The 21,002-nt window shown below is 31.8% G+C and carries 18 protein-coding genes; 10 read left to right on the forward strand and 8 right to left on the reverse strand.

Going from position 1 to position 21,002, the window contains the following annotated elements:
- Positions 1-144 precede the first annotated feature (144 nt).
- From rsmG to rpmH, 8 genes are all read right to left on the reverse strand, one after another.
- Complete coding sequence (rsmG, locus tag BN4220_RS03750) at positions 145-873, reverse strand: 16S rRNA (guanine(527)-N(7))-methyltransferase RsmG (protein ID WP_066713803.1); 729 nt, start codon at positions 871-873, stop codon at positions 145-147.
- 68 nt (positions 874-941) lie between these two features.
- Entirely contained in the window at positions 942-2,822 is a 1,881-nt protein-coding gene (mnmG, locus tag BN4220_RS03755) for a tRNA uridine-5-carboxymethylaminomethyl(34) synthesis enzyme MnmG (protein ID WP_066713806.1), read from the reverse strand.
- A gap of 33 nt (positions 2,823-2,855) precedes the next feature.
- Complete coding sequence (mnmE, locus tag BN4220_RS03760) at positions 2,856-4,232, reverse strand: tRNA uridine-5-carboxymethylaminomethyl(34) synthesis GTPase MnmE (RefSeq protein ID WP_066714031.1); 1,377 nt, start codon at positions 4,230-4,232, stop codon at positions 2,856-2,858.
- Positions 4,233-4,517: 285 nt separating this feature from the next.
- A complete protein-coding gene (jag, locus tag BN4220_RS03765; RefSeq protein WP_066713809.1) occupies positions 4,518-5,411 on the reverse strand; it encodes an RNA-binding cell elongation regulator Jag/EloR in 894 nt (297 codons plus the stop codon).
- Positions 5,412-5,413: 2 nt separating this feature from the next.
- Positions 5,414-6,661 (reverse strand): YidC/Oxa1 family membrane protein insertase, encoded by a 1,248-nt coding sequence (locus tag BN4220_RS03770; protein ID WP_066713811.1) that lies wholly within the window; start codon positions 6,659-6,661, stop codon positions 5,414-5,416.
- Positions 6,662-6,715: 54 nt separating this feature from the next.
- Positions 6,716-6,928, reverse strand: a complete 213-nt coding sequence (gene yidD, locus BN4220_RS03775; protein WP_066713814.1) for a membrane protein insertion efficiency factor YidD — start codon at positions 6,926-6,928, stop codon at positions 6,716-6,718.
- Positions 6,925-7,275, reverse strand: coding sequence for a ribonuclease P protein component (gene rnpA / locus BN4220_RS03780; RefSeq protein WP_066713818.1), 351 nt, complete (start codon positions 7,273-7,275; stop codon positions 6,925-6,927). The genes yidD and rnpA overlap by 4 nt, the downstream gene beginning before the upstream one ends.
- 171 nt (positions 7,276-7,446) lie before the next feature.
- A complete protein-coding gene (gene rpmH / locus BN4220_RS03785) occupies positions 7,447-7,581 on the reverse strand; it encodes a 50S ribosomal protein L34 (RefSeq protein WP_066713821.1) in 135 nt (44 codons plus the stop codon).
- A 628-nt stretch (positions 7,582-8,209) separates the two neighbouring features.
- Between rpmH and dnaA the strand changes: the two genes are divergently transcribed.
- The 10 genes from dnaA to cysK all read left to right on the forward strand — a co-directional run bounded on the left by dnaA (position 8,210) and on the right by cysK (position 20,725).
- Positions 8,210-9,565 carry a chromosomal replication initiator protein DnaA gene (gene dnaA, locus BN4220_RS03790; protein ID WP_066713826.1) on the forward strand — a complete coding sequence of 452 codons (1,356 nt, stop codon included), beginning with the start codon at positions 8,210-8,212 and terminating at the stop codon, positions 9,563-9,565.
- Between the two features lie 313 nt (positions 9,566-9,878).
- Positions 9,879-10,991, forward strand: coding sequence for a DNA polymerase III subunit beta (gene dnaN, locus BN4220_RS03795; protein WP_066713830.1), 1,113 nt, complete (start codon positions 9,879-9,881; stop codon positions 10,989-10,991).
- Positions 10,992-11,007: 16 nt separating this feature from the next.
- Positions 11,008-11,220 (forward strand): RNA-binding S4 domain-containing protein, encoded by a 213-nt coding sequence (locus BN4220_RS03800; protein ID WP_066713833.1) that lies wholly within the window; start codon positions 11,008-11,010, stop codon positions 11,218-11,220.
- Between the two features lie 162 nt (positions 11,221-11,382).
- Positions 11,383-12,495 (forward strand): DNA replication/repair protein RecF, encoded by a 1,113-nt coding sequence (recF, locus tag BN4220_RS03805; RefSeq protein WP_066713835.1) that lies wholly within the window; start codon positions 11,383-11,385, stop codon positions 12,493-12,495.
- A gap of 2 nt (positions 12,496-12,497) precedes the next feature.
- On the forward strand, positions 12,498-14,408 hold the full coding sequence (gene gyrB / locus BN4220_RS03810; RefSeq protein ID WP_066713839.1) for a DNA topoisomerase (ATP-hydrolyzing) subunit B: 1,911 nt from the start codon (positions 12,498-12,500) through the stop codon (positions 14,406-14,408).
- Positions 14,409-14,555: 147 nt separating this feature from the next.
- A complete protein-coding gene (gene gyrA / locus BN4220_RS03815; RefSeq protein WP_066713843.1) occupies positions 14,556-17,201 on the forward strand; it encodes a DNA gyrase subunit A in 2,646 nt (881 codons plus the stop codon).
- 118 nt (positions 17,202-17,319) lie between these two features.
- A complete protein-coding gene (locus tag BN4220_RS03820; RefSeq protein ID WP_066713847.1) occupies positions 17,320-18,162 on the forward strand; it encodes a fumarate hydratase in 843 nt (280 codons plus the stop codon).
- A gap of 60 nt (positions 18,163-18,222) precedes the next feature.
- The gene (locus tag BN4220_RS03825; protein WP_066713850.1) at positions 18,223-18,774 is read left to right on the forward strand and encodes a Fe-S-containing hydro-lyase; all 552 of its coding nucleotides are present in this window, start codon (positions 18,223-18,225) and stop codon (positions 18,772-18,774) included.
- Positions 18,775-18,850: 76 nt separating this feature from the next.
- Complete coding sequence (locus BN4220_RS03830; RefSeq protein ID WP_066713854.1) at positions 18,851-19,288, forward strand: RrF2 family transcriptional regulator; 438 nt, start codon at positions 18,851-18,853, stop codon at positions 19,286-19,288.
- A 507-nt stretch (positions 19,289-19,795) separates the two neighbouring features.
- Positions 19,796-20,725 carry a cysteine synthase A gene (gene cysK / locus BN4220_RS03835; protein ID WP_066713857.1) on the forward strand — a complete coding sequence of 310 codons (930 nt, stop codon included), beginning with the start codon at positions 19,796-19,798 and terminating at the stop codon, positions 20,723-20,725.
- The last annotated feature ends 277 nt before the right edge of the window (positions 20,726-21,002 follow it).

Consider the following 21,002-nt stretch of genomic DNA (forward strand, 5'->3'; position numbering starts at 1 on the left):
ATTGTCAAAGCACTTTTGCATAAAATAAGACTATTGAAATAATTTTACCCTGCTGCCAATCGTATTTCTTCATATAACAAACTTTTGAAAACATGAGAAATAAGTGAACCAGTAAAATGTTTTATTTCAATAGTCTATTTTTTTCTATATCGTTTTAATTAATGGAGCTTTTAAAGGCTTCCCTCCACCTCTTGGATATTGAGAAGGGGTCTCTTTTACCTTATTAATCACTACTAACGTACGCTCTACATCAGTATTTGGTAATAGAAAGCTTTCTTCTAAAACTAACTTTCCACCTAATAATTGAATCGCATTCTTAGCTTCTTCCAATTCTTCTTTAATTTTACCCGATTTATACGGTATAAAATAACCAGATTTCTTTACAAATGGTATACAGAACTCGCTTAAGGATACTAATCTTGCCACTGCTCTTGAAACACAGAGATCAAATGTTTCTCGATACTCTTTATTTCTTCCTAACTCTTCTGCTCTTCCATGAATTGCTTTTATATCTTTTAAATCAAGTGTAGTAATAACTTCATTTAAAAATTTAATTCTTTTATTTAAAGAATCCATCAATACAATTTCTAAATTTGGGTAAGCAATCTTTAGAGGGATTCCAGGGAATCCAGCTCCAGTTCCCATATCTAAAACTCTCTTTTTATCTTCAGGATTCCAAACCTTAGATATTACTAAACTATCTAAAAAATGTTTTACTAAAACCTCTTCATAATCTGTAATTGCTGTTAAATTCATGAAGGAGTTCCATTCAATTAATAGTTCATAATACTTCTCAAACTGTTCTAACTGATATTCAGATAAATGAATATTCAATTCTTCTAATCCCTTAAGAAATATTTCGTTATTTCTCATATATTCCTCTTTCTTAAATAGCTTCTCGTTAAAATTTATTATATCTAATACTTTACTAAGAAACTAATTTATTTTCTTCTTAACTGTTCTAAATACACAAGTAATACAGAAATATCAGCAGGTGATACTCCAGAAATTCTTGATGCCTGTCCAACGGATAAAGGACGAATTTGTGATAATTTTTGTCTTGCTTCAATTCGTAGAGAAGGAACATCTTGATAATTTAAATCTTCTGGAATTCTCTTACCTTCAAGTTTTCTAAATTGATCTACCTGATGCATCTGTCTCTTTATATATCCATCATACTTAATATTTATATTCACCTGTTCGATGACATCATCCGGAATTTCAACTCTTTCCTTATCAAGTGGAGCTATCATCTCATACGTAAGCTCAGGTCTTCTTACAAGCTCTGCTAATGTAGTACCTGTCTTTAATGTTGTTGTTCCAAGGCTTTCTAGAATCTCTTGAACCTCTTTTGCTGCTCCGATTGGTGTATTTTCTAAACGTTCCATTTCTTTATTGATCATTTCTTGCTTCATCAAATACTTTTGATATCTCTCTTCATCAATCAGACCAACTTCATAACCAATCTTAGTTAATCTTAAATCAGCATTATCCTGTCTTAATATTAAGCGGTATTCTGCTCTTGAAGTCATCATACGATATGGTTCATGTGTTTCCTTTGTTACAAGATCATCAATTAATACTCCAATATAAGCCTGGGAACGATCTAAAATTACTGGTTCTCTATCAAGAAGCTTCATTGCTGCATTAATACCAGCAATTAAACCTTGAGCTGCTGCCTCTTCATAACCAGAACTTCCATTAAACTGACCGCCACTAAATAAGCCCTCAATATTTTTAAACTCTAAGCTTGGTTTTAATTGCATTGGATTGATGCAATCGTATTCAATTGCATATGCATTTCTAACAATATTCGCATTCTCAAGGCCTGGAACTGAACGATACATTCTAATTTGAACATCTTCAGGTAAACTACTAGACATACCTGAAATATACATCTCATTTGTATAATTTCCTTCTGGTTCAATAAATACCTGATGCCTATTTTTATCTGCAAATTTTACTACTTTATCTTCAATTGAAGGGCAGTATCTAGGTCCTGTTCCCTTAATACTTCCTGAATATAGTGGTGAACGATCAATATTCTCCATTATGATTTTATGTGTTTCTTCATTGGTATAAGTTAACCAGCAAGAAACTTGATCTTTCATAATATCTTCTGGACGATTTGTAAATGAAAATGGAACTACTTTCTCATCACCAAATTGCTCTTCCATTTTTGAAAAATCAATACTTCTTTTATCAATTCTTGCAGGGGTACCTGTCTTAAAGCGATACATTTCAATTCCCAAATCAATAAGAGATTGTGTTAAGTGGTTTGCTGATGGTAAACCGTTTGGTCCAGTATAATTGCTAACTTCACCATAAATACATCTTGCGTTTAGATAAACACCGGTACAAAGAATTACTGCTTTACAAGGGTGAATACCACCAGAGTACATCTTAACACCTGTAACCTTATTATTCTCTGTTAATATCTCAGTTATTTCTGCTTGTTTTAGTGTTAGGTTTTCAGTATTTTCAACTACTTTACGCATTGCTGTACTGTAATCTTGCTTATCTGCCTGGGCTCTAAGTGAGTGTACTGCAGGACCTTTCGATTGATTCAACATTTTAGATTGAATATATGTCTTATCAATATTCTTCCCCATTTCTCCACCTAATGCGTCAATTTCTCGCACTAGATGGCCTTTTGAAGTACCTCCTATATTCGGATTACATGGCATTAATGCAATACTATCCATGCTTACCGTAAACATAATTGTCTTTAATCCAAGTCTTGCGCATGCTAAAGCTGCCTCACATCCAGCATGACCAGCTCCAACTACTGCAACATCATAGCTATCATATATATAAGCCATCCTCTAATCCTCTTTTCTAATAACTGCAATTCATTATTTCCCCATACAAAATTCTTTGAATATTGTATTAATTAAATCCTCATCTACTGACTCACCAATGATACTTCCTAGTACCTCATAGCTGTTCATAAGGTCAATAGAATAAAAGTCTTCTGGCATATTTGCTTCTATACTTTGTAATACTTGATTTAAGCTATCAAGAGCATCTTGTAATGCTGCTTTTTGTCTAACATTGGTTATATAAACCTCATCATTAAACTGTAGTTTTCCATTAAAAAACATCTCTTGAATTTCATTTTTCATAAGATCAAAGCCAGTCTCTTCTTTTGCAGAAACACGGATTACTTTCTTTCCCGTTTTTTGTTCAATTTCTGATTCTGATACCTTAGAAGATAAGTCACTTTTATTCAACAGAACAATTGCTTTCCTATCTTTAATAAAATCTATAATTTCTTCATCATTCTCATCTAATTCAATGGATGCATCTACCACATAGATGATTAAATCGGCATTCTTACCTATGTTCATTGCTTTTTCAACACCGATTTTTTCAACAACATCTTTTGTATCTCGTATTCCAGCCGTATCAAATACATTTAAACAAATTCCATCCAGTGATATCGTTTCTTCTAAAACATCCCTTGTTGTTCCAGCAATATCAGTAACAATTGCTTTTTCCTCACCAACTAATAAATTCATTAATGAGGATTTACCCGCATTTGGTTTTCCTAAGATTACTGTTTTAATTCCTTCTTTTATTAATCTACCATTATCCGCTGACTTTAATAATTGCTCAATCTCTTTACAATTGCTTCTTACATGCTCCTCTAATGTCTCACTAAAACCATCCAAACTCATATGTTCAGGATCATCAAGGGCTGCCTCTATAAAAGCAACATCATGTAATATATTATCTCTAATTACTTTTATACGATTTAAAACATTTCCTTTTAATTGGTTGATTGAGTTTTCCAAAGCCATAGTATTTTTAGCATGTATAATATCTATAACTGCTTCCGCTTGAGATAAATCAATACGTCCATTTAAAAATGCTCGTTTTGTAAACTCTCCAGGTTCTGCTGGTCTTGCACCATATTTTATTACAGTTTCAAGTACTCGTTTCGTTACTGTAATTCCACCATGACAATCTATTTCAATACAATCTTCTTTTGTATAACTTTTTGGAGCTTTCATAAGAACTACCATGACTTCATCAATAATATCTTCGTTATCAACGATATATCCATAGTGTACTGTATGTGTGTCCATAGAAGATAGTTTTTTATTTCCACCTTTTGATTTATAAATCTTATCTATAATTGTAAATGCTTGATCACCACTAATACGAACTATGCTAATTCCAGCATTACTCATTCCAGTTGCAATCGCAGCAATAGTATCCGATTTCATCATAAAACCTTGCCTTTCAAATTGATGACCTGTTTAAAGTTATATAAAACCTATTAACATTGTATTTTTAATTGTAACTATTCAGTAGGTAGTTTCCCGCGAGGTGTTTTGCACGTATTCTATGGAAAATCCCGAGAATAGCTTGCGCAAAATCACATGCATTTTGTGATTTGTGTGCATCTTGTGACTAAGAAGGACGTAGTCCTGAATCGTTACCTTTAATTTAAGATAGGGCTGTTGCATAAGTCCTTCCTGACTCACATAACAGCCCTTCCCTCTATTTAGTTAATCCTCAGCTTTAGTATCTTTATCGACGAAAGTAACTGCTTCTGCATTCGCTTTCGCTGCAGCTTTTGATTCTAAATATGCAGCATAGTCTTTTTTATAGTCATCACTATAATCTTTACTATTGCCACCGTACTTTTTATGAAACTCATTTTTGTTGTATTTTTTATTATAGTTATTACCTAATTTACTTGAGTTGTTAGGTTTATTTGAACTATACTCTTTTGAGTTATAAGCTCTGGAGTTATTCGTTTTTGGGTTAAAAACTCCCTTTTTAAGTGTAATAACTACCTTTCTGTAAGGTTCTTCCCCTTCGCTATGTGTTTCCACATATTTATCATTCTGTAATGCAGAATGAATAATTCTTCTTTCATAAGGATTCATTGGCTCTAATGATACAGTCTTATGAGTTTTCTTAACCTTCATAGCTATGTTCTTCGCTAAATTCTCTAAGGTCTCTTTTCTTCTTTCTCTATAATTCTCTGTATCTAATTTGACCTTTAAGTATCCCTCACTATTTTTATTAATAACAAGACTGGTTAAATATTGAAGGGAATCTAATGTTTGTCCTCTTTTACCAATTAGAACACCCATATCATTTCCAACAACATTAATCGTAACATTATCCTCTTCCTTCTCATAAGTTACTTCTGCTCTAGCGTCAATATTCATTGCTTTAAAAACTTTATCTAAGAATGTTTTAGCAGCTAACTCAACACTGTACTTAATCTTAATACGTATTTTCGCTGGTCTACTAAACATTCCAAGTAAGCCTTTTGATTCTTTTTCAACAACTTCATATTCCACATTATCAATCGAAGTTCCTAATTGAATTATGGCTTCTGTTAATGCATCATCTACTGTTTTACCAGTAAACTCTTTCCAATCTTCCATTATTATTTGTCCCCCTTATCACTATTCCTTTTCTTAAGGATATTAGCATTAGCGGCAATACTGCTAGAACTGTAGGATACCTCACTCTTTTTATATTTGGAAGCTTCTTTACTTATCGTACTATTCGTTGAGGAAGTATTCGTAGATTTAATATCTAAAGTTTTCGTAGATGTCTTAGCTACTCCTGCCATTGTATTTCCTGTAGCAATTCCCATCTTTTCTTTTTTCTTTGCAGACTTTGCAACATTCTTTTCAATCATTTCATCAAGATCCATATTATCCATATATTTATTGATGAAAAATTGTTGACCTATTTGGAATACGCTACCTGCTACCCAGTAAATACCTACACCAATTGGTAGGAAAGTACAAAAAATACCTGATACAATTGGCATCACCGTATTCATTGTTTTTAAACTCTGAGCTGCTGGATTGTCTATATCATTTCCCTTATTTGTAGGTGTACTTGCAGTACTTAATTTAGTAACTAACCATTGAGATAACGCGGACAAAATAGGTATTAAGATACCTGGAAATGTATATCCTGGTGCATCTAAAATGTTTAAATTACCAAGGAATTTATTCACATGAATAATATCATCAATATTTCCTTGAACGGAACTAACAATCGTTTTAAACCCGTCAAAGTTCATGAATGCGTTCCAGTTTCCTGTATTAAAATTACCAAATATATCGATTAATTGTTTTGTAGTAAAATCACTATTAGCAATAACATTAGCTACTGGATGTGCCTCTATAAAGCCTTTAAAAACAGTTTCATAAGATGGTAAACTTTGAACTGCTAAAGCAACTCCTTCGTACATGCTATAAACATCATTAACATATGCTGGTATCTTATAGATTACACGATATAACGCAAATAAAATTGGAAGAGAAATTAAAAGTGGTAAGCAACCAGCCATAGGGCTTGTCCCGTACTTCTCATAAACCTCTTGCATTTCTAATTGCTGTCTTCTCATGGACTCTTGGTCTTTTTTCCCTTTATATTTTGCCTGAATTTTTGTTAATTCAGGATTCATTTTCGCTGATAACTTTGCTCCCTTTTGTTGTTTGATTGTAAGAGGCAACATTAACATCTTTGTAACAAAAGTAAATAAAATAATACACAATGCAATATTTTCTACCTGAAATAATGATAGAAATTCATAGATTGCATTTAAAATTTTCCCCATTACCCATGCAAATGGACCTAAAAATCCTGTCTGCTGTGTTAAAAACAGTAAATCCAACTGATTTTCCTCCTTAATGCCACCTAGAATTGTAGGTACTATAAAAAAGCCATCCTATGGAACGGGATCAAATCCTCCCTTATGAAATGGATGACACTTTAATATTCTTCTTATGGCTAGATATGTTCCTTTAATAGCGCCATACTTTTCCAAAGCCTCAAGCGCATATTGAGAGCAAGTTGGCGTAAAATTACAAGTAGGTGTTCTCTTTAAAGGAGACAAATACTTTCGATAAAATTTAACTAAACTAATTAATAACCGTTTCATTCTGATATTATCATCTTTTCTACTATAATTCGATGCAATTTTGCTAAGTGTAATACGGCACTATTTATTTCTTCATATCCTTTTCCCTTAGCACTAGCTCTTGCAATTACAACTATGTCTAAACCACTATTAAACATAGAATCATTCAAACGATAACTTTCTCTAATAAGCCTAGTAATACGGTGTCTAACTACACTATTCCCTACCTTTTTACTTACAGAAATTCCATAACGATTTTCCATTAAATCGTTTTTCATAACATACATTATCAAATACTTATTCGCGTAAGACTTACCTTTTCTGTAAACAACGCCATACTCATTACTGTTTTTTAATGATTTTATCAATGATAAAACTCCTAATTATATAAATTATCAAACTTATTGTTATAGAAGAATATTAGACAGTTGTTTTATTTCGATCCAATTATTACTTATATATAATAGGAAAAAGTATCTTGTACTTAAATAAAACTTTATACTGTCCATTCTTCAAGAAAAGGTCACATTGAATGCGACCTATGCTGATAATTTATGTCTACCTTTTGCTCTTCTAGCTGCTAATACTTTTCTTCCGTTAGCAGTACTCATTCTAGATCTGAAACCATGAACTTTTGCTCTAGATCTTTTTTTAGGTTGATATGTCATTTTCATTGAACTACACCTCCTTTGATTGTAACCAATATATATGGTAAGCCTATTTCCTCTATTTTAAATAGCATTACTATTATAGTAGGAAAGCAAACTCTCGTCAAGTAATTATTTACTTTTTTAATTTTTATAAGAATAACTTTTTACTTATCCTCATATATTTCACATTTTTTCTTAGTTTATGCACATATGTGGGTAAATAATCCCCACTTATCCACAAAAAGTGGATGAATTGTGGATAACTTTGTTCATTTGTGTTAATTATTAATACTGTTGATAAAATTATACGCCTTTTAAAGCAATTTGTCTACGTTGATAATATTAACATTATTATTAACATGATGTGTATATTCTAGTTGAAAATGTGTATAACTTCGCCAAAAATGCAAAAGTTATGTTCATGAAATGATATTAGTCATTGAAATATTAACAGTTATGTTATATATTATATGTGTATGGATTTTTATAGTGGTAGTTAAGATATTCACTTTGCGCAATTTTTCTTCCACATTCAATTACCCCGTAGTAATATTTTTATTGGATAACATTAAAGCAAAGCTTTCAAAAGTTTTATCAATATGAATTCCATATGAAATATTCATACACATATTTAGAAAGGCACGGTTTTTTTATGAAGGGCTTAATTCAAGAAAAATGGAGTGAAATACTAGAATATCTTAAAATTGAATATAATGTAACTGAAGTTTCATTCAAAACGTGGTTACTACCTTTACAGGTTTATGATGTTAAAGATAATGTAATTAAGTTATCTGTGGATGATTCCAAAATCGGAGCGAATAGTTTGGATTTTATTAAAAACAAATACTCCTTATTTTTAAAAACAGCAATTGCTGAAGTTGTTAATAAAGATTTTGAAATTGATTTTATCTTACTCAGTCAAACAAAAAGTGAGGAAAAATCCACATCATCAACTACAAAAGTGAAAAATGAAAGTCTTTCTTATTTAAATCCAAGATATACATTTGACACTTTCGTTGTTGGTGCGAATAACAACTTAGCTCATGCAGCTTCGTTAGCAGTAGCGGAATCACCAGCTGAAATTTACAATCCGCTGTTTATTTATGGAGGCGTTGGACTTGGAAAAACTCACTTAATGCACTCCATTGCACATTATATTTTAGATCAAAATCCTAATTCAAAGGTTTTATATGTTACAAGTGAGAAATTTACGAATGAATTAATCGAATCCATCCGTAATGCGGATTCCACACCAACCGAGTTTCGTGAGAAATATAGAAATATTGACGTTTTACTAATAGATGATATTCAATTTATTATAGGTAAGGAAAGAACTCAAGAAGAATTCTTCCATACCTTTAATACTTTGCACGAATCTAAAAAACAGATCATTATTTCATCAGATAAACCACCAAAAGATATTCTAACATTAGAAGAGCGATTAAGATCACGTTTCGAATGGGGATTAACCGTTGATATTCAATCTCCAGATTATGAGACAAGAATGGCTATTTTAAAGAAAAAAGAAGAGTTGGATGGCTTAACTATCGATGACGAAGTTATGAAATACATTGCTTCTAATATAAAATCCAATATACGTGAATTAGAGGGCGCTTTAACTAAAATAGTTGCATTATCTCGTCTAAAGAAAAAAGAGGTAGATGTTATTTTAGCGGAAGAAGCCTTAAAAGACTTAATATCTCCAGATAACAAAAAGACTGTAACCCTTGATTTAATCGTTGATGTTGTTGCCGAACACTTTGGGACAACCCCTCAGGAAATCTACTCCGATAATAGAAGCCGTAATATTGCTTACCCTAGACAAGTATCTATGTACTTATGCCGTAAGCTAACATCACTATCATTTACGGATATCGGAAAAATGATGGGAAAACGAGATCATTCTACTGTATTACATGGTTGTAATAAAATAGAAAAGGATTTAAAAAAGGATGTTACATTTCAAAATACGATGGATGTACTAATTAAGAAGATAAACCCGCAATAGTTTTATTGTGGTTTATTTTCGTTTGCCTATATATTATATATAGAAGAAACTCATGTAGTTTTATCAACAATGAAAAGTGTACACTTTGTGGTTTGTATGTTAATAGGCTTTTGATAACTTATTTTCACCCCATTTACCATAAAATGTATACTTTAACATCTTGATAACTATTCACATACTTATAAATTCTATAAACCAATTGTGTATATAGGTTTGAGACACTTATGCACAAATTCACAACCCCTATTACTATTACTAACATAAATATTTATTATTTATATATGCAAATTTCTCGAAGGGAGTTATACACAATATGAAAATCAAATGTCAAAAGTCCGATTTGTTGAATAGTGTTAATATTGTTTTAAAGGCAATTCCTGCCAAATCAACAATGCCAATCTTAGAATGTATGGTGATTAATGTAAGTGAATCAACTATTAAACTAATTGGTAATGATATGGAACTTGGTATTGAAACAATTGTTAAAGGTGAAATTTTAAGTTCAGGAACAATAGCAATAAACGCTAAGGTTTTTTCTGAGATAATTAGAAAGCTCCCTGATAACGAAGTAACTATTGATACAGATAGTAATTATATGGCTACAATAACATGTGAAAAATCTAAGTTTACGATATCTGGAAAATCAGCAGATGAATTTCCTGTTTTACCTAAGATTGAAAAAAGATCTGCTTTAACAATTTCTCAATTTTCATTGAAAGAAGTGATACGTCAGACAGTCTTTTCTATTTCGGATAATGAAAGTAATAAGATTATGACTGGTGAACTTTTTGAAATTAATGAAAATGAAATGAAAGTCGTTTCCTTGGATGGTCATAGAATATCAATTCGTAAAATTGAGTTAAAAGAAGCATTTGAACCAACTAAGGTTATTGTTCCAGGAAAAACTTTAATCGAAGTAAGTAAAATTTTATCAGGTGAGATATCAGATGAGGTATCTATTTACTTTACTGAAAAGCACATTTTATTTGAATTTGATGATACATTGGTATTATCTCGCTTAATCGAAGGTGAATATTTCAAAATTAACCAGATGCTTTCAGCAGATTATGAAACAAAAGTAACAATTAATAAAAAAGAATTTTTAAGTTGTATCGATCGTGCAACACTTTTGATAAAAGAAACAGAGAAAAAACCTATCATTGTTGGTATCAATGATGGAACCATGGAATTAAAAATCAATTCTACGATTGGATCCATGGATGAAGAAATTGATATCACCAAAGAAGGAAAAGATATTTTAATTGGTTTTAATCCAAAATTTTTAATCGATGCTTTAAGAGTTATTGATGATGAGGAAATAACAATTTATTTAATAAATCCAAAAGCACCATGTTACATTAAGGACAAGGATGAGACCTATATTTATTTAATTTTACCAGTAAATTTTAACGCTGCCGCTCATTAGGCAAAAGGATGGTTCGATGGAAAGAATTGTATTACGAGAAGAATTTATTAAACTTGGACAAGCTTTAAAAGCTGCAGGTTTTGTGGATTCAGGTGTAGAAAGTAAAGAAGTTATACTCGATGGATTAGTAAAAGTGAATGGCCAAGTTGAATATCAAAGAGGCAAAAAATTACATGCCGGTGATATAGTAGAATATAACAATGACAAAATTGAAATTGTCAATTCCTAATTTTTGTGGTATTGTATTAATCAAAACTAAAGATTGTGGATAACTAAGGTACAAATTTAAAAATTATCCAGATTTGTATACTTCTTTTTGTTGTACAAATTTTTAATTTGTGCAAAGTTTTGACCTATAAATTTAAAATAAATTAGAATAGTTGGTGTAGGGATGTTTGTTAAATCTCTTGAATTGAATAATTTTAGAAACTATAATGATTTATCTATCGAATTATCTGAAAATACTAATATTTTTTATGGTGATAATGCGCAAGGAAAAACAAATATTTTAGAGGCAATTTATTTAGCTTCGACGACAAAATCACATAAAGGTAGCAAAGATAGAGAGATTATTAAACTTGACAAAGACGAATCCCATATAAGAATGATCTTATCAAGAGATGGTATTGATCATCGTATTGACATGCATTTGAAAAAAAATAAACCAAAAGGGGTAGCAATTGACGGTTTACCAATAAAAAAATCTGCGGATTTGTTTGGAATTGTCAATGTGGTATCCTTTTCTCCAGAGGATTTATCAATAATAAAGAGTGGCCCAAGTGAGAGAAGAAGGTTTATTGATATGGAGTTGTGCCAACTGGATAAAATTTACTTGCATAATTTGATAAATTACAACAAGGTTTTAAACCAAAGGAATAATTTGTTAAAGCAGCTTGTTTTTAAACAAAATTTATTGGATACAATCTATGTGTGGGATGAACAATTAATTACTTTTGGAAAGAAATTAATTGAAACACGAGAATTATTTATAAAAAAGTTAAATGAAATAGTCGTTGAGATACATAAAAAGTTAAGTTCTGGAAAAGAAACACTAACTGTATCTTATGAACCAAATGTATCTTTTGATGACTTTAGTAATAAACTTCAGACATCTCTTCAACGAGATATTGCACTTAAAGTTACAAACTATGGACCACATAGAGATGACTTGAGTTTTAAAATAAATGATGTGGATATTAGAAAGTTCGGTTCACAAGGACAGCAAAGGACTTCAGCATTGTCCTTAAAACTTGCAGAAATAGAAATGGTAAAAAATACCATTAACGATAATCCTATTTTACTGTTGGATGATGTGTTATCTGAGCTTGATAGAAACAGACAAACAGAATTGCTTAGCAGTATAGATAATATACAAACTATAGTTACTTGTACTGGAATGGAGGAATTTGTAAACAGCAGAATTCAAACAGAAAAAGTATTTCAAGTAACAAATGGTACAGTGAAGGAGCAAATAGATATTTGCGGTAAGAAAGCAGGAGGATAGATATGAGCAAAGATTACGGAGCTGATCAAATACAGATACTGGAAGGATTGGAAGCAGTTAGAAAAAGACCTGGTATGTACATTGGTAGCACATCAAGTAGGGGATTGCACCACTTGGTTTATGAAATTGTTGACAATGCAGTAGATGAAGCGTTGGCAGGATATTGCGATACAATCGACATATCTATCAATCCAGATAATTCCATTACCGTAATTGATAATGGTCGTGGTATTCCAGTAGAAATCAATAAAAAGAAAGGTATTTCTACGGTTGAAGTTGTTTTTACAATTTTGCATGCAGGCGGAAAATTTGGCGGTGGAGGTTACAAGGTTTCTGGAGGTTTGCATGGTGTAGGTGCATCTGTTGTTAATGCATTATCCGAATGGCTTGAGGTAGTTGTTGAAGTTGATGGAAAAATGTACAAACAAAGATATGAAAAGGGAAAAGTTATAACTCCACTGGAGGTTATTGGTACTTCTGATAGAACTGGAACTACGGTAACTTTTTTACCTGATAGCACAATTTTTGAAGAAACAATTTACGAGTATGATATTTTAAAGCAACGTTTAAGAGAAATGGCTTTTCTTACAAAGGGCTTAAAAATTATTCTTAGAGATAAGCGAGAAGAAGAAGAGGTTGTAAAAGATTTCCACTACGAAGGTGGTATTAAGGAATATGTTGAGTACTTAAACAAGCACAAAGAAAAACTTTATCAAGATATTATTTACTGTGAAGGTACAAAGGATAAAGTTTATGTTGAAGTAGCTATGCAACACAATGACTCTTATAGCGAAAATTGCTATAGTTTTGTAAATAATATTACAACACCTGAAGGTGGTACTCATTATACAGGTTTTAAAAATGCACTTACAAAAACTTTTAATGATTATGCAAGAAAAATGAAATTGTTAAAAGATAATGAGCCAAATCTTTCTGGTGAAGATATTAGAGAAGGACTTACTGCAATCATTAGTATTAAATTACCTGAGCCTCAGTTTGAAGGACAGACCAAGCAAAAATTGGGAAATAGTGAGGCTAGAGGTGCAGTTGATGGAATCGTTAGTGAGCAATTAACCTATTTTCTTGAACAAAATCCAGCAGTTGCGAAAACAATTTTAGAAAAATCCATTTTAGCACAACGTGCTAGAGATGCAGCGAGAAAAGCTAGGGATCTTACTAGAAGAAAAACTGCCCTTGAAGGAATGAGTTTACCAGGAAAATTGGCGGATTGTTCAGATAAAGACCCAAAAAATTGTGAAATCTATATCGTTGAGGGGGATTCTGCGGGTGGATCTGCAAAAACTGCTAGATCAAGAGCAACTCAGGCAATTCTACCTTTACGTGGAAAAATTTTAAATGTTGAGAAATCAAGACTTGATAAAATTTTAGTCAACAATGAAATAAAAGCAATGATTACTGCATTTGGAACAGGAATTTCAGATGACTTTGATATTTCTAAATTGCGTTATCATAAAATTATTATTATGACGGATGCCGATGTTGATGGTGCTCATATTAGTACTTTGCTTTTAACATTTTTATACAGATTCATGCCTGAATTGATTCGTCAAGGCTATGTATACCTTGCACAGCCACCACTTTACAAGTTAGAGAAGAACAAGCAAACTTGGTATGCATACAGTGATGAAGAACTTAACAAGATTTTAGAAGAAGTTGGAAGAGATCAAAATAATAAAATCCAACGTTACAAAGGTCTTGGAGAGATGGATGCAGAACAGTTATGGGATACAACTATGGATCCAGAACATAGAGTTCTTTTAAGAGTAACGATTGATGAAGAAACTTCGTCTGAAGTTGACATGACATTTACAACACTAATGGGTGATAACGTTGAACCTAGACGTGAATTTATTGAAGCAAATGCAAAATATGTTAAGAACCTAGACATCTAGTGATAACCTTATAACGAAATGTTTCGCTTGGGTAAAACTAAAACATTTTAGAAAAAGGTAAAATAAAAATATAAAGAACTCAGATGTTTAGAAAAATATAAAATATTTTAGTTTTACTTAAAACGATAAAACAACGGAGGAAATAAAATGGACGAGAATATCTTTGACAAGGTGCATGATGTCGACCTTAAAAAGACAATGGAAACATCCTATATCGATTATGCCATGTCAGTTATTGCAGCCAGAGCACTCCCTGATGTAAGAGATGGATTAAAACCGGTACAGAGAAGAATCTTATATGCAATGATAGAGCTTAATAATGGACCAGATAAACCTCACCGTAAATGCGCACGTATCGTCGGTGATGCAATGGGTAAATTTCACCCTCATGGTGATAGCTCTATTTATGGCGCTTTAGTTAATCTTGCACAGGAATGGTCTACCAGATATCCATTAGTGGATGGACATGGAAATTTTGGTTCTGTGGATGGTGATGGCGCTGCTGCTATGCGTTATACCGAAGCAAGACTTAGTAAAATATCCATGGAGATGCTATCTGACATCAATAAAGATACAGTTGATTTCTCTCCAAACTTTGATGAAACTGAAAAAGAACCAGTAGTATTACCTTCAAGATTCCCAAATCTATTAGTGAATGGTACTTCCGGAATTGCAGTTGGTATGGCAACCAATATACCTCCTCATAACATGAGAGAGATTATTAATGCCGTAATAAAAATTATTGATAATAAAGTTTTAGGTCAAGAAACAAGCATTGAAGAATTACTTGAAATAGTTAAAGGACCGGACTTCCCAACTGGTGGTATCATCCTAGGTACAAGAGGAATTGATGAAGCATACCGTACTGGTAGAGGTAAAATAAGAGTCCGTGCAGTTACAGATATTGAGCCAATGCAAAATGGTAAGAACCGAATTGTCGTAACTGAATTACCATACATGGTAAATAAAGCTAGGCTTATAGAAAAAATTGCGGACTTAGTAAGAGATAAAAAAATTGATGGCATTACAGAGTTAAGAGATGAGTCTGATCGTCAAGGTATGAGAATTTGTATTGAGCTAAGACGTGATGTAAATGCAAATGTAATATTGAATCAATTATATAAACATACGCAACTTCAAGATACCTTTGGCGTAATTATGCTTGCCTTAGTAGATAAGCAACCAAAAGTATTGTCACTTCCTGAAATGTTAGGATATTATCTAAAACATCAAGAAGAGGTTGTTACAAGAAGAACAATTTATGACTTAAACAAGGCACAGGAAAGAGCTCATATATTACAAGGTCTTTTAATAGCACTTGATAATATTGACGAAGTAATTCATATTATTCGTTCTTCAAAAAATGGAGCCATTGCAAAAGAAGGCTTAATTGAGAGATTTAAACTTGATGATGTACAAGCACAAGCAATTATTGATATGAGATTGCGTGCATTAACAGGTTTAGAAAGAGAAAAATTAGAGGGTGAATTTGCAGAATTGCAGAAAAAAATTGCAGAATTCAATGCAATACTTTCTGATGAAAAATTATTGCTTGGTGTCATCAAACAAGAAATCACTGTAATTCGTGATAAGTATGGTGATGATAGAAGAACAGCAATTGGTTTTGATGAATATGATATTTCCATGGAAGATCTAATTCCTGATGAAAATACAGTAATTGCAATGACAAGACTTGGTTATATCAAGAGAATGACAATTGATAACTTCAAGAGTCAGCATCGTGGTGGAAAAGGTATTAAGGGAATGCAAACCATAGATGAAGATTATATCGAAGACTTGTTTATGACAACAACCCATCACTATATCATGTTCTTTACAAATAAAGGACGTGCATATCGTTTGAAAGCATACGAAATACCAGAATCCTCAAGAACAGCAAGAGGTACGGCAATCGTTAACTTGCTTCAATTGATGCCAGAAGAAAGAATAACTGCTATTATTGCATTAAAAGAGTACAAAGATAATCGTTATTTATTTATGGCAACAAAGTCTGGTATTGTAAAGAAAACAAAAATAAAAGAATATCAGAATATTCGTAAAACAGGACTTCAGGCAATTAATCTAAGAGAAGACGATGAACTCATTGAGGTAAAAACTACGAATAGTCAAAAAGATATTATACTTGTTACAATGCATGGTATGTGTATTAGATTCCATGAAAAAGATGTTCGATCTACGGGAAGAACTTCAATGGGTGTAATCGGTATGACATTAAGTGATGGCGATGAAGTTGTTGCAATGCAAGTTCATACACAAGGAGATTATCTTCTAACCGTTTCTGAAAATGGCCTTGGTAAACTTACAGATCTAGATGAATTTACAACTCAAAGACGTGGTGGAAAAGGTGTAAAATGCTATAAAATCACTGAGAGAACCGGTAATGTAATTGGTGCAAAAGCTGTTGATGATGGCGATGAAATCATTATGATTACAAACGAAGGTATTGTTATTCGTTTAGCAGTGGATGGAATTAGCAAACTTGGAAGAATTACTTCAGGTGTAAAATTAATTGATATGGATACCGAAAATGATATACGTGTTGCTAGTTTTGCAAAGGTAAAAGATAGTATTAATGAGTCTTCTGAAGATGCTATTATTAAAAAATTAGAACAGGAATTAGAAGAAGAGAATATTCCTGAAATAATTGAAGATGATTCTGAGGAAGAATCTCAAGAAGAATTAGAAGTACAAGAAGATAAAAATGTACAATCAGATGATTTATCTAAATTAATTGATCGTGCAATGGAAGATAAAGAAGACTCAGAAGAGTAATAGAATTTAAAATGATACCAGATATAGTTTTTGTTAATTTCAAATTTTATATCTGGTATCGATTTATTTTAGGATAAATTTATTCAATTTCTAAAAAAGAAAGTAGAGGGAATATTAGATGCGAGTAATTCATACCGATGAGATTATTGAAAATATCAAGGATATGTGTATTAAAGCAAATCTTGTTTTGGCAGAAGATGTTGAAAAACAAATTTTAAATGCAAAGCAACAAGAAGAATCTTCCCTTGGTAAACAAATATTAGAGCAATTAGAAAAAAATTTAGTTATTGCAAAAGAAGATCGGATTCCAATCTGTCAAGATACGGGTATGGCAATTGTATTTGTAAAGCTGGGCCAAGATGTACATATCCAGGGGCTGCTTTTAGAAGATGCAATCAATGAAGGAATTAGAAGAGGATATCAAGAAGGGTATTTAAGAAAATCAGTTGTTTCAGATCCTTTATTACGTGAAAATACAAAAGACAACACACCTGGCATTATTCATTACGAAATTGTAAAAGGCGATTCCATTGAAATTACTGTAGCTCCTAAAGGCTTTGGTAGTGAGAATATGAGTAGAGTAATCATGTTAAAGCCTTCCGATGGTTTGTTAGGAGTTAAAAAAGCGGTATTAGAGACGGTCGGACTTGCAGGACCAAATGCTTGTCCTCCAATTGTTGTTGGTGTAGGGATCGGTGGAAGCTTTGAAAAATGCGCAATTCTTGCAAAGAAGGCATTAACAAGAGATTTAAATGTACCATCGGAACTACCTCATATTAGGCAATTAGAACAGGAACTTTTAGAGGAGATTAATAAATTAGGAATTGGTCCTGGAGGATTGGGTGGAAGAATTACTGCCTTGGGCGTAAATATTGAAACCTATCCAACCCATATCGCTGGGCTACCTGTTGGAATAAATATATGTTGTCATGTAAACAGACATATCACAAGAATCATTTAACAATATTTGTTGATTGATTTCTAAATTTGTGGATAAAGGATAACAGAAAGGATAATTCTTGTGGAAAAATACATTACAACACCATTAACCGATGAAAAAGTAAGAAATCTTGAATCTGGAGATTATGTTTATATTACTGGTACGATTTATTCTGCTAGAGATGCTGCTCATAAAAGAATGTATGAGGCTGTATTAGAAAATAAAGAAATTCCATTTGATATAAATAATGCGATTATTTATTATTTAGGCCCAACTCCTGCTAGAGAAAATCAAGTCATTGGGTCAGCAGGTCCAACTACAAGTAGTAGAATGGATAAGTATACTCCAACATTACTTGATATGGGCCTGAAAGGGATGATTGGAAAAGGAAGAAGAAGTAAAGAAGTTATTTCTTCAATGGTTAAAAATAATTCAGTATATTTTGCAGCAGTTGGTGGTGCAGGAGCATTACTATCAAAATGCATTCTCAAGTCTAAAGTAATTGCTTATGATGATCTTGGTACAGAAGCTATTAGAGAATTACAAGTAGAGGACTTTCCCGCAATTGTTGTAATTGATAGTAAAGGCAATAATTTATATGATACTGCAATAGAAAATTACAAATCATATTAATCTGATAGGATTATATTGACTTTCTTTTCTAATTGTGATAATTATAGTACTATATAGTTTGAAAGGCGGGGAATTTATGAAAATTTCAACAAAAGGGCGTTATGCACTTCGCCTTATGCTTGATTTAGCAATTAATAATACAGGCGAGTTTATTACAATAAAGAGTATTGCTGCAAGGCAAGAAATTTCCGATAAGTATCTAGAACAAATTATAACTCAACTTAGCAGAGCTGGATTTGTTAAAAGTTCTCGTGGTGCACAAGGTGGCTATCGTCTTGCAAAGGATCCTAAGGAATATACAGTTGGTATGATTCTTAGATTAATTGAAGGAAGTCTAGCACCTGTTTCTTGTGTAGAAGAGGAAATTAGTGACTGCAGTCGTTATGGTTGTTGTGCAACAGCATTTGTTTATACTAGAATAAATGATGCAGTTAATGAGGTAGTAGATAATATAACACTTGAGGATTTGGTAGAACGACAAAAGATGCTTGCTGAAAATGATTATGTTATCTAAAGTGAAAAAATAGTTATTGCATAAATAAAATGCAGTAACTATTTTTTTTACTTTGTTAAGAAATAAAATTAAAAAATGGAAAAATTATTCAAAATAGTATTGACAAAGAAAACTTAATGAAATATAATTTAATTCATACTAAGTTGATATGAATGAAGTTAAAAGGAGGATAATTTTCTAAAACAAAAGAAAAGTATATTTCTTTAGCAACTCAATTACATAATAAAAAATTAAAACCATTTTATTAATTGTATATAATTAAAAAATAACAAAGGAAATGATATTATAATACACAATGATGAATATAATATCTAAAATACGTATTAACTATAAATAAACAAGAATTTGTGGGATTTATTCCTTAAACACGGTATAATGATTGAATGAAACTAGCATTAAGTATAGATTTTAAAAATTCAATTGTTTAAAGACTATAAGTTTAAAGGCTAATTATTATAGAAACTAATTATAGTTCAAAATATATCATATTATTCTGGAGGTAAGAAAATGAGTATAGCAAAAAGTTTAACAGATTTGATCGGAAAGACACCTTTACTTGAATTAAGTAATTATGAAGCAAACCAAGATGTAAAAGCTAAATTAATAGCAAAACTTGAATATTTTAACCCAGCAGGTAGTGTTAAAGACAGAATTGCTAAAGCAATGGTAGATGATGCAGAAAGCAAGGGACTTTTAAAAGAAGGTTCTGTAATTATTGAACCAACCAGTGGAAATACAGGTATTGGACTTTCTTCTGTGGCAGCAGCTAGAGGATATAGAATCATTTTAACAATGCCAGAAACTATGAGTATTGAAAGAAGAAATCTATTAAAGGCATATGGAGCTGAACTTGTTCTTACCGAAGGTGTAAAGGGTATGAAAGGTGCAATTGAAAAAGCGAAAGAGTTAGCAAGCGAAATACCAAACTCTTATATTCCAAGTCAATTTGATAATCCAGCCAATCCACAAGTACACAAAGACACAACTGGACCTGAAATATGGGAAGATACAGATGGTAAAGTAGATATTTTTGTATCAGGAATTGGTACAGGTGGAACAATCTCAGGTGTAGGTGAATACTTAAAGTCAAAAAATCCAGATATTAAGATCATTGCTGTAGAGCCTACTGGTTCTCCAGTATTATCAAAAGGAACTCCTGGTCCTCATAAGATTCAAGGTATCGGAGCTGGATTTATTCCAAATACATTAAATACAAAAATATATGATGAAGTAATTACTGTAGAGAATGAAGATGCATTCGCTACTGGTAAATTAATTGCAAGAACAGAGGGACTACTTGTGGGAATTTCCTCAGGTGCAGCATTGTGGGCAGCAACAGAAGTCGCAAAGAGACCAGAAAATGAAGGTAAGAACATTGTAGTATTATTACCAGATACAGGTGAGAGATATTTATCTACTCCATTATTTTCAGAATAATTAAATATATCATACATTATTTTAACAAGTATGGTTATAATAAGGATTATTGCATGTGTTTTGCAATAATCCTTATTATTTTGTGATTTTAATATCAGTACCTAAGCTTTCATTGGATAAATGGATATACTTATATAATGAAATACCCTTTATTTTTGCAATTTTTAAAGCAATTAAATAAAAAGAGATATTTTTGTCAAAAAGTTTAAAAAAACAGTTGACAAACATTTTTCTCTTTGCTATACTAGTTAATGCGCTGACAAGTTACGTCAAGCGA

The organism is Clostridium sp. Marseille-P299, from assembly GCF_900078195.1.
Taxonomy (GTDB): domain Bacteria; phylum Bacillota; class Clostridia; order Lachnospirales; family Lachnospiraceae; genus Lachnoclostridium.

What these genes read in the sequence shown, in the direction of transcription:
- rsmG (WP_066713803.1), bottom strand. Translation starts at nt 873, where the DNA reads ATGAGAAATAACGAAATATTTCTTAAGGGATTAGAAGAATTGAATATT.
- mnmG (WP_066713806.1), bottom strand. Translation starts at nt 2,822, where the DNA reads ATGGCTTATATATATGATAGCTATGATGTTGCAGTAGTTGGAGCTGGT.
- mnmE (WP_066714031.1), bottom strand. Translation starts at nt 4,232, where the DNA reads ATGAAATCGGATACTATTGCTGCGATTGCAACTGGAATGAGTAATGCT.
- jag (WP_066713809.1), bottom strand. Translation starts at nt 5,411, where the DNA reads ATGGAAGATTGGAAAGAGTTTACTGGTAAAACAGTAGATGATGCATTA.
- yidD (WP_066713814.1), bottom strand. Translation starts at nt 6,928, where the DNA reads ATGAAACGGTTATTAATTAGTTTAGTTAAATTTTATCGAAAGTATTTG.
- rpmH (WP_066713821.1), bottom strand. Translation starts at nt 7,581, where the DNA reads ATGAAAATGACATATCAACCTAAAAAAAGATCTAGAGCAAAAGTTCAT.
- dnaA (WP_066713826.1), top strand. Translation starts at nt 8,210, where the DNA reads ATGAAGGGCTTAATTCAAGAAAAATGGAGTGAAATACTAGAATATCTT.
- dnaN (WP_066713830.1), top strand. Translation starts at nt 9,879, where the DNA reads ATGAAAATCAAATGTCAAAAGTCCGATTTGTTGAATAGTGTTAATATT.
- BN4220_RS03800 (WP_066713833.1), top strand. Translation starts at nt 11,008, where the DNA reads ATGGAAAGAATTGTATTACGAGAAGAATTTATTAAACTTGGACAAGCT.
- recF (WP_066713835.1), top strand. Translation starts at nt 11,383, where the DNA reads ATGTTTGTTAAATCTCTTGAATTGAATAATTTTAGAAACTATAATGAT.
- gyrB (WP_066713839.1), top strand. Translation starts at nt 12,498, where the DNA reads ATGAGCAAAGATTACGGAGCTGATCAAATACAGATACTGGAAGGATTG.
- gyrA (WP_066713843.1), top strand. Translation starts at nt 14,556, where the DNA reads ATGGACGAGAATATCTTTGACAAGGTGCATGATGTCGACCTTAAAAAG.
- BN4220_RS03820 (WP_066713847.1), top strand. Translation starts at nt 17,320, where the DNA reads ATGCGAGTAATTCATACCGATGAGATTATTGAAAATATCAAGGATATG.
- BN4220_RS03830 (WP_066713854.1), top strand. Translation starts at nt 18,851, where the DNA reads ATGAAAATTTCAACAAAAGGGCGTTATGCACTTCGCCTTATGCTTGAT.
- cysK (WP_066713857.1), top strand. Translation starts at nt 19,796, where the DNA reads ATGAGTATAGCAAAAAGTTTAACAGATTTGATCGGAAAGACACCTTTA.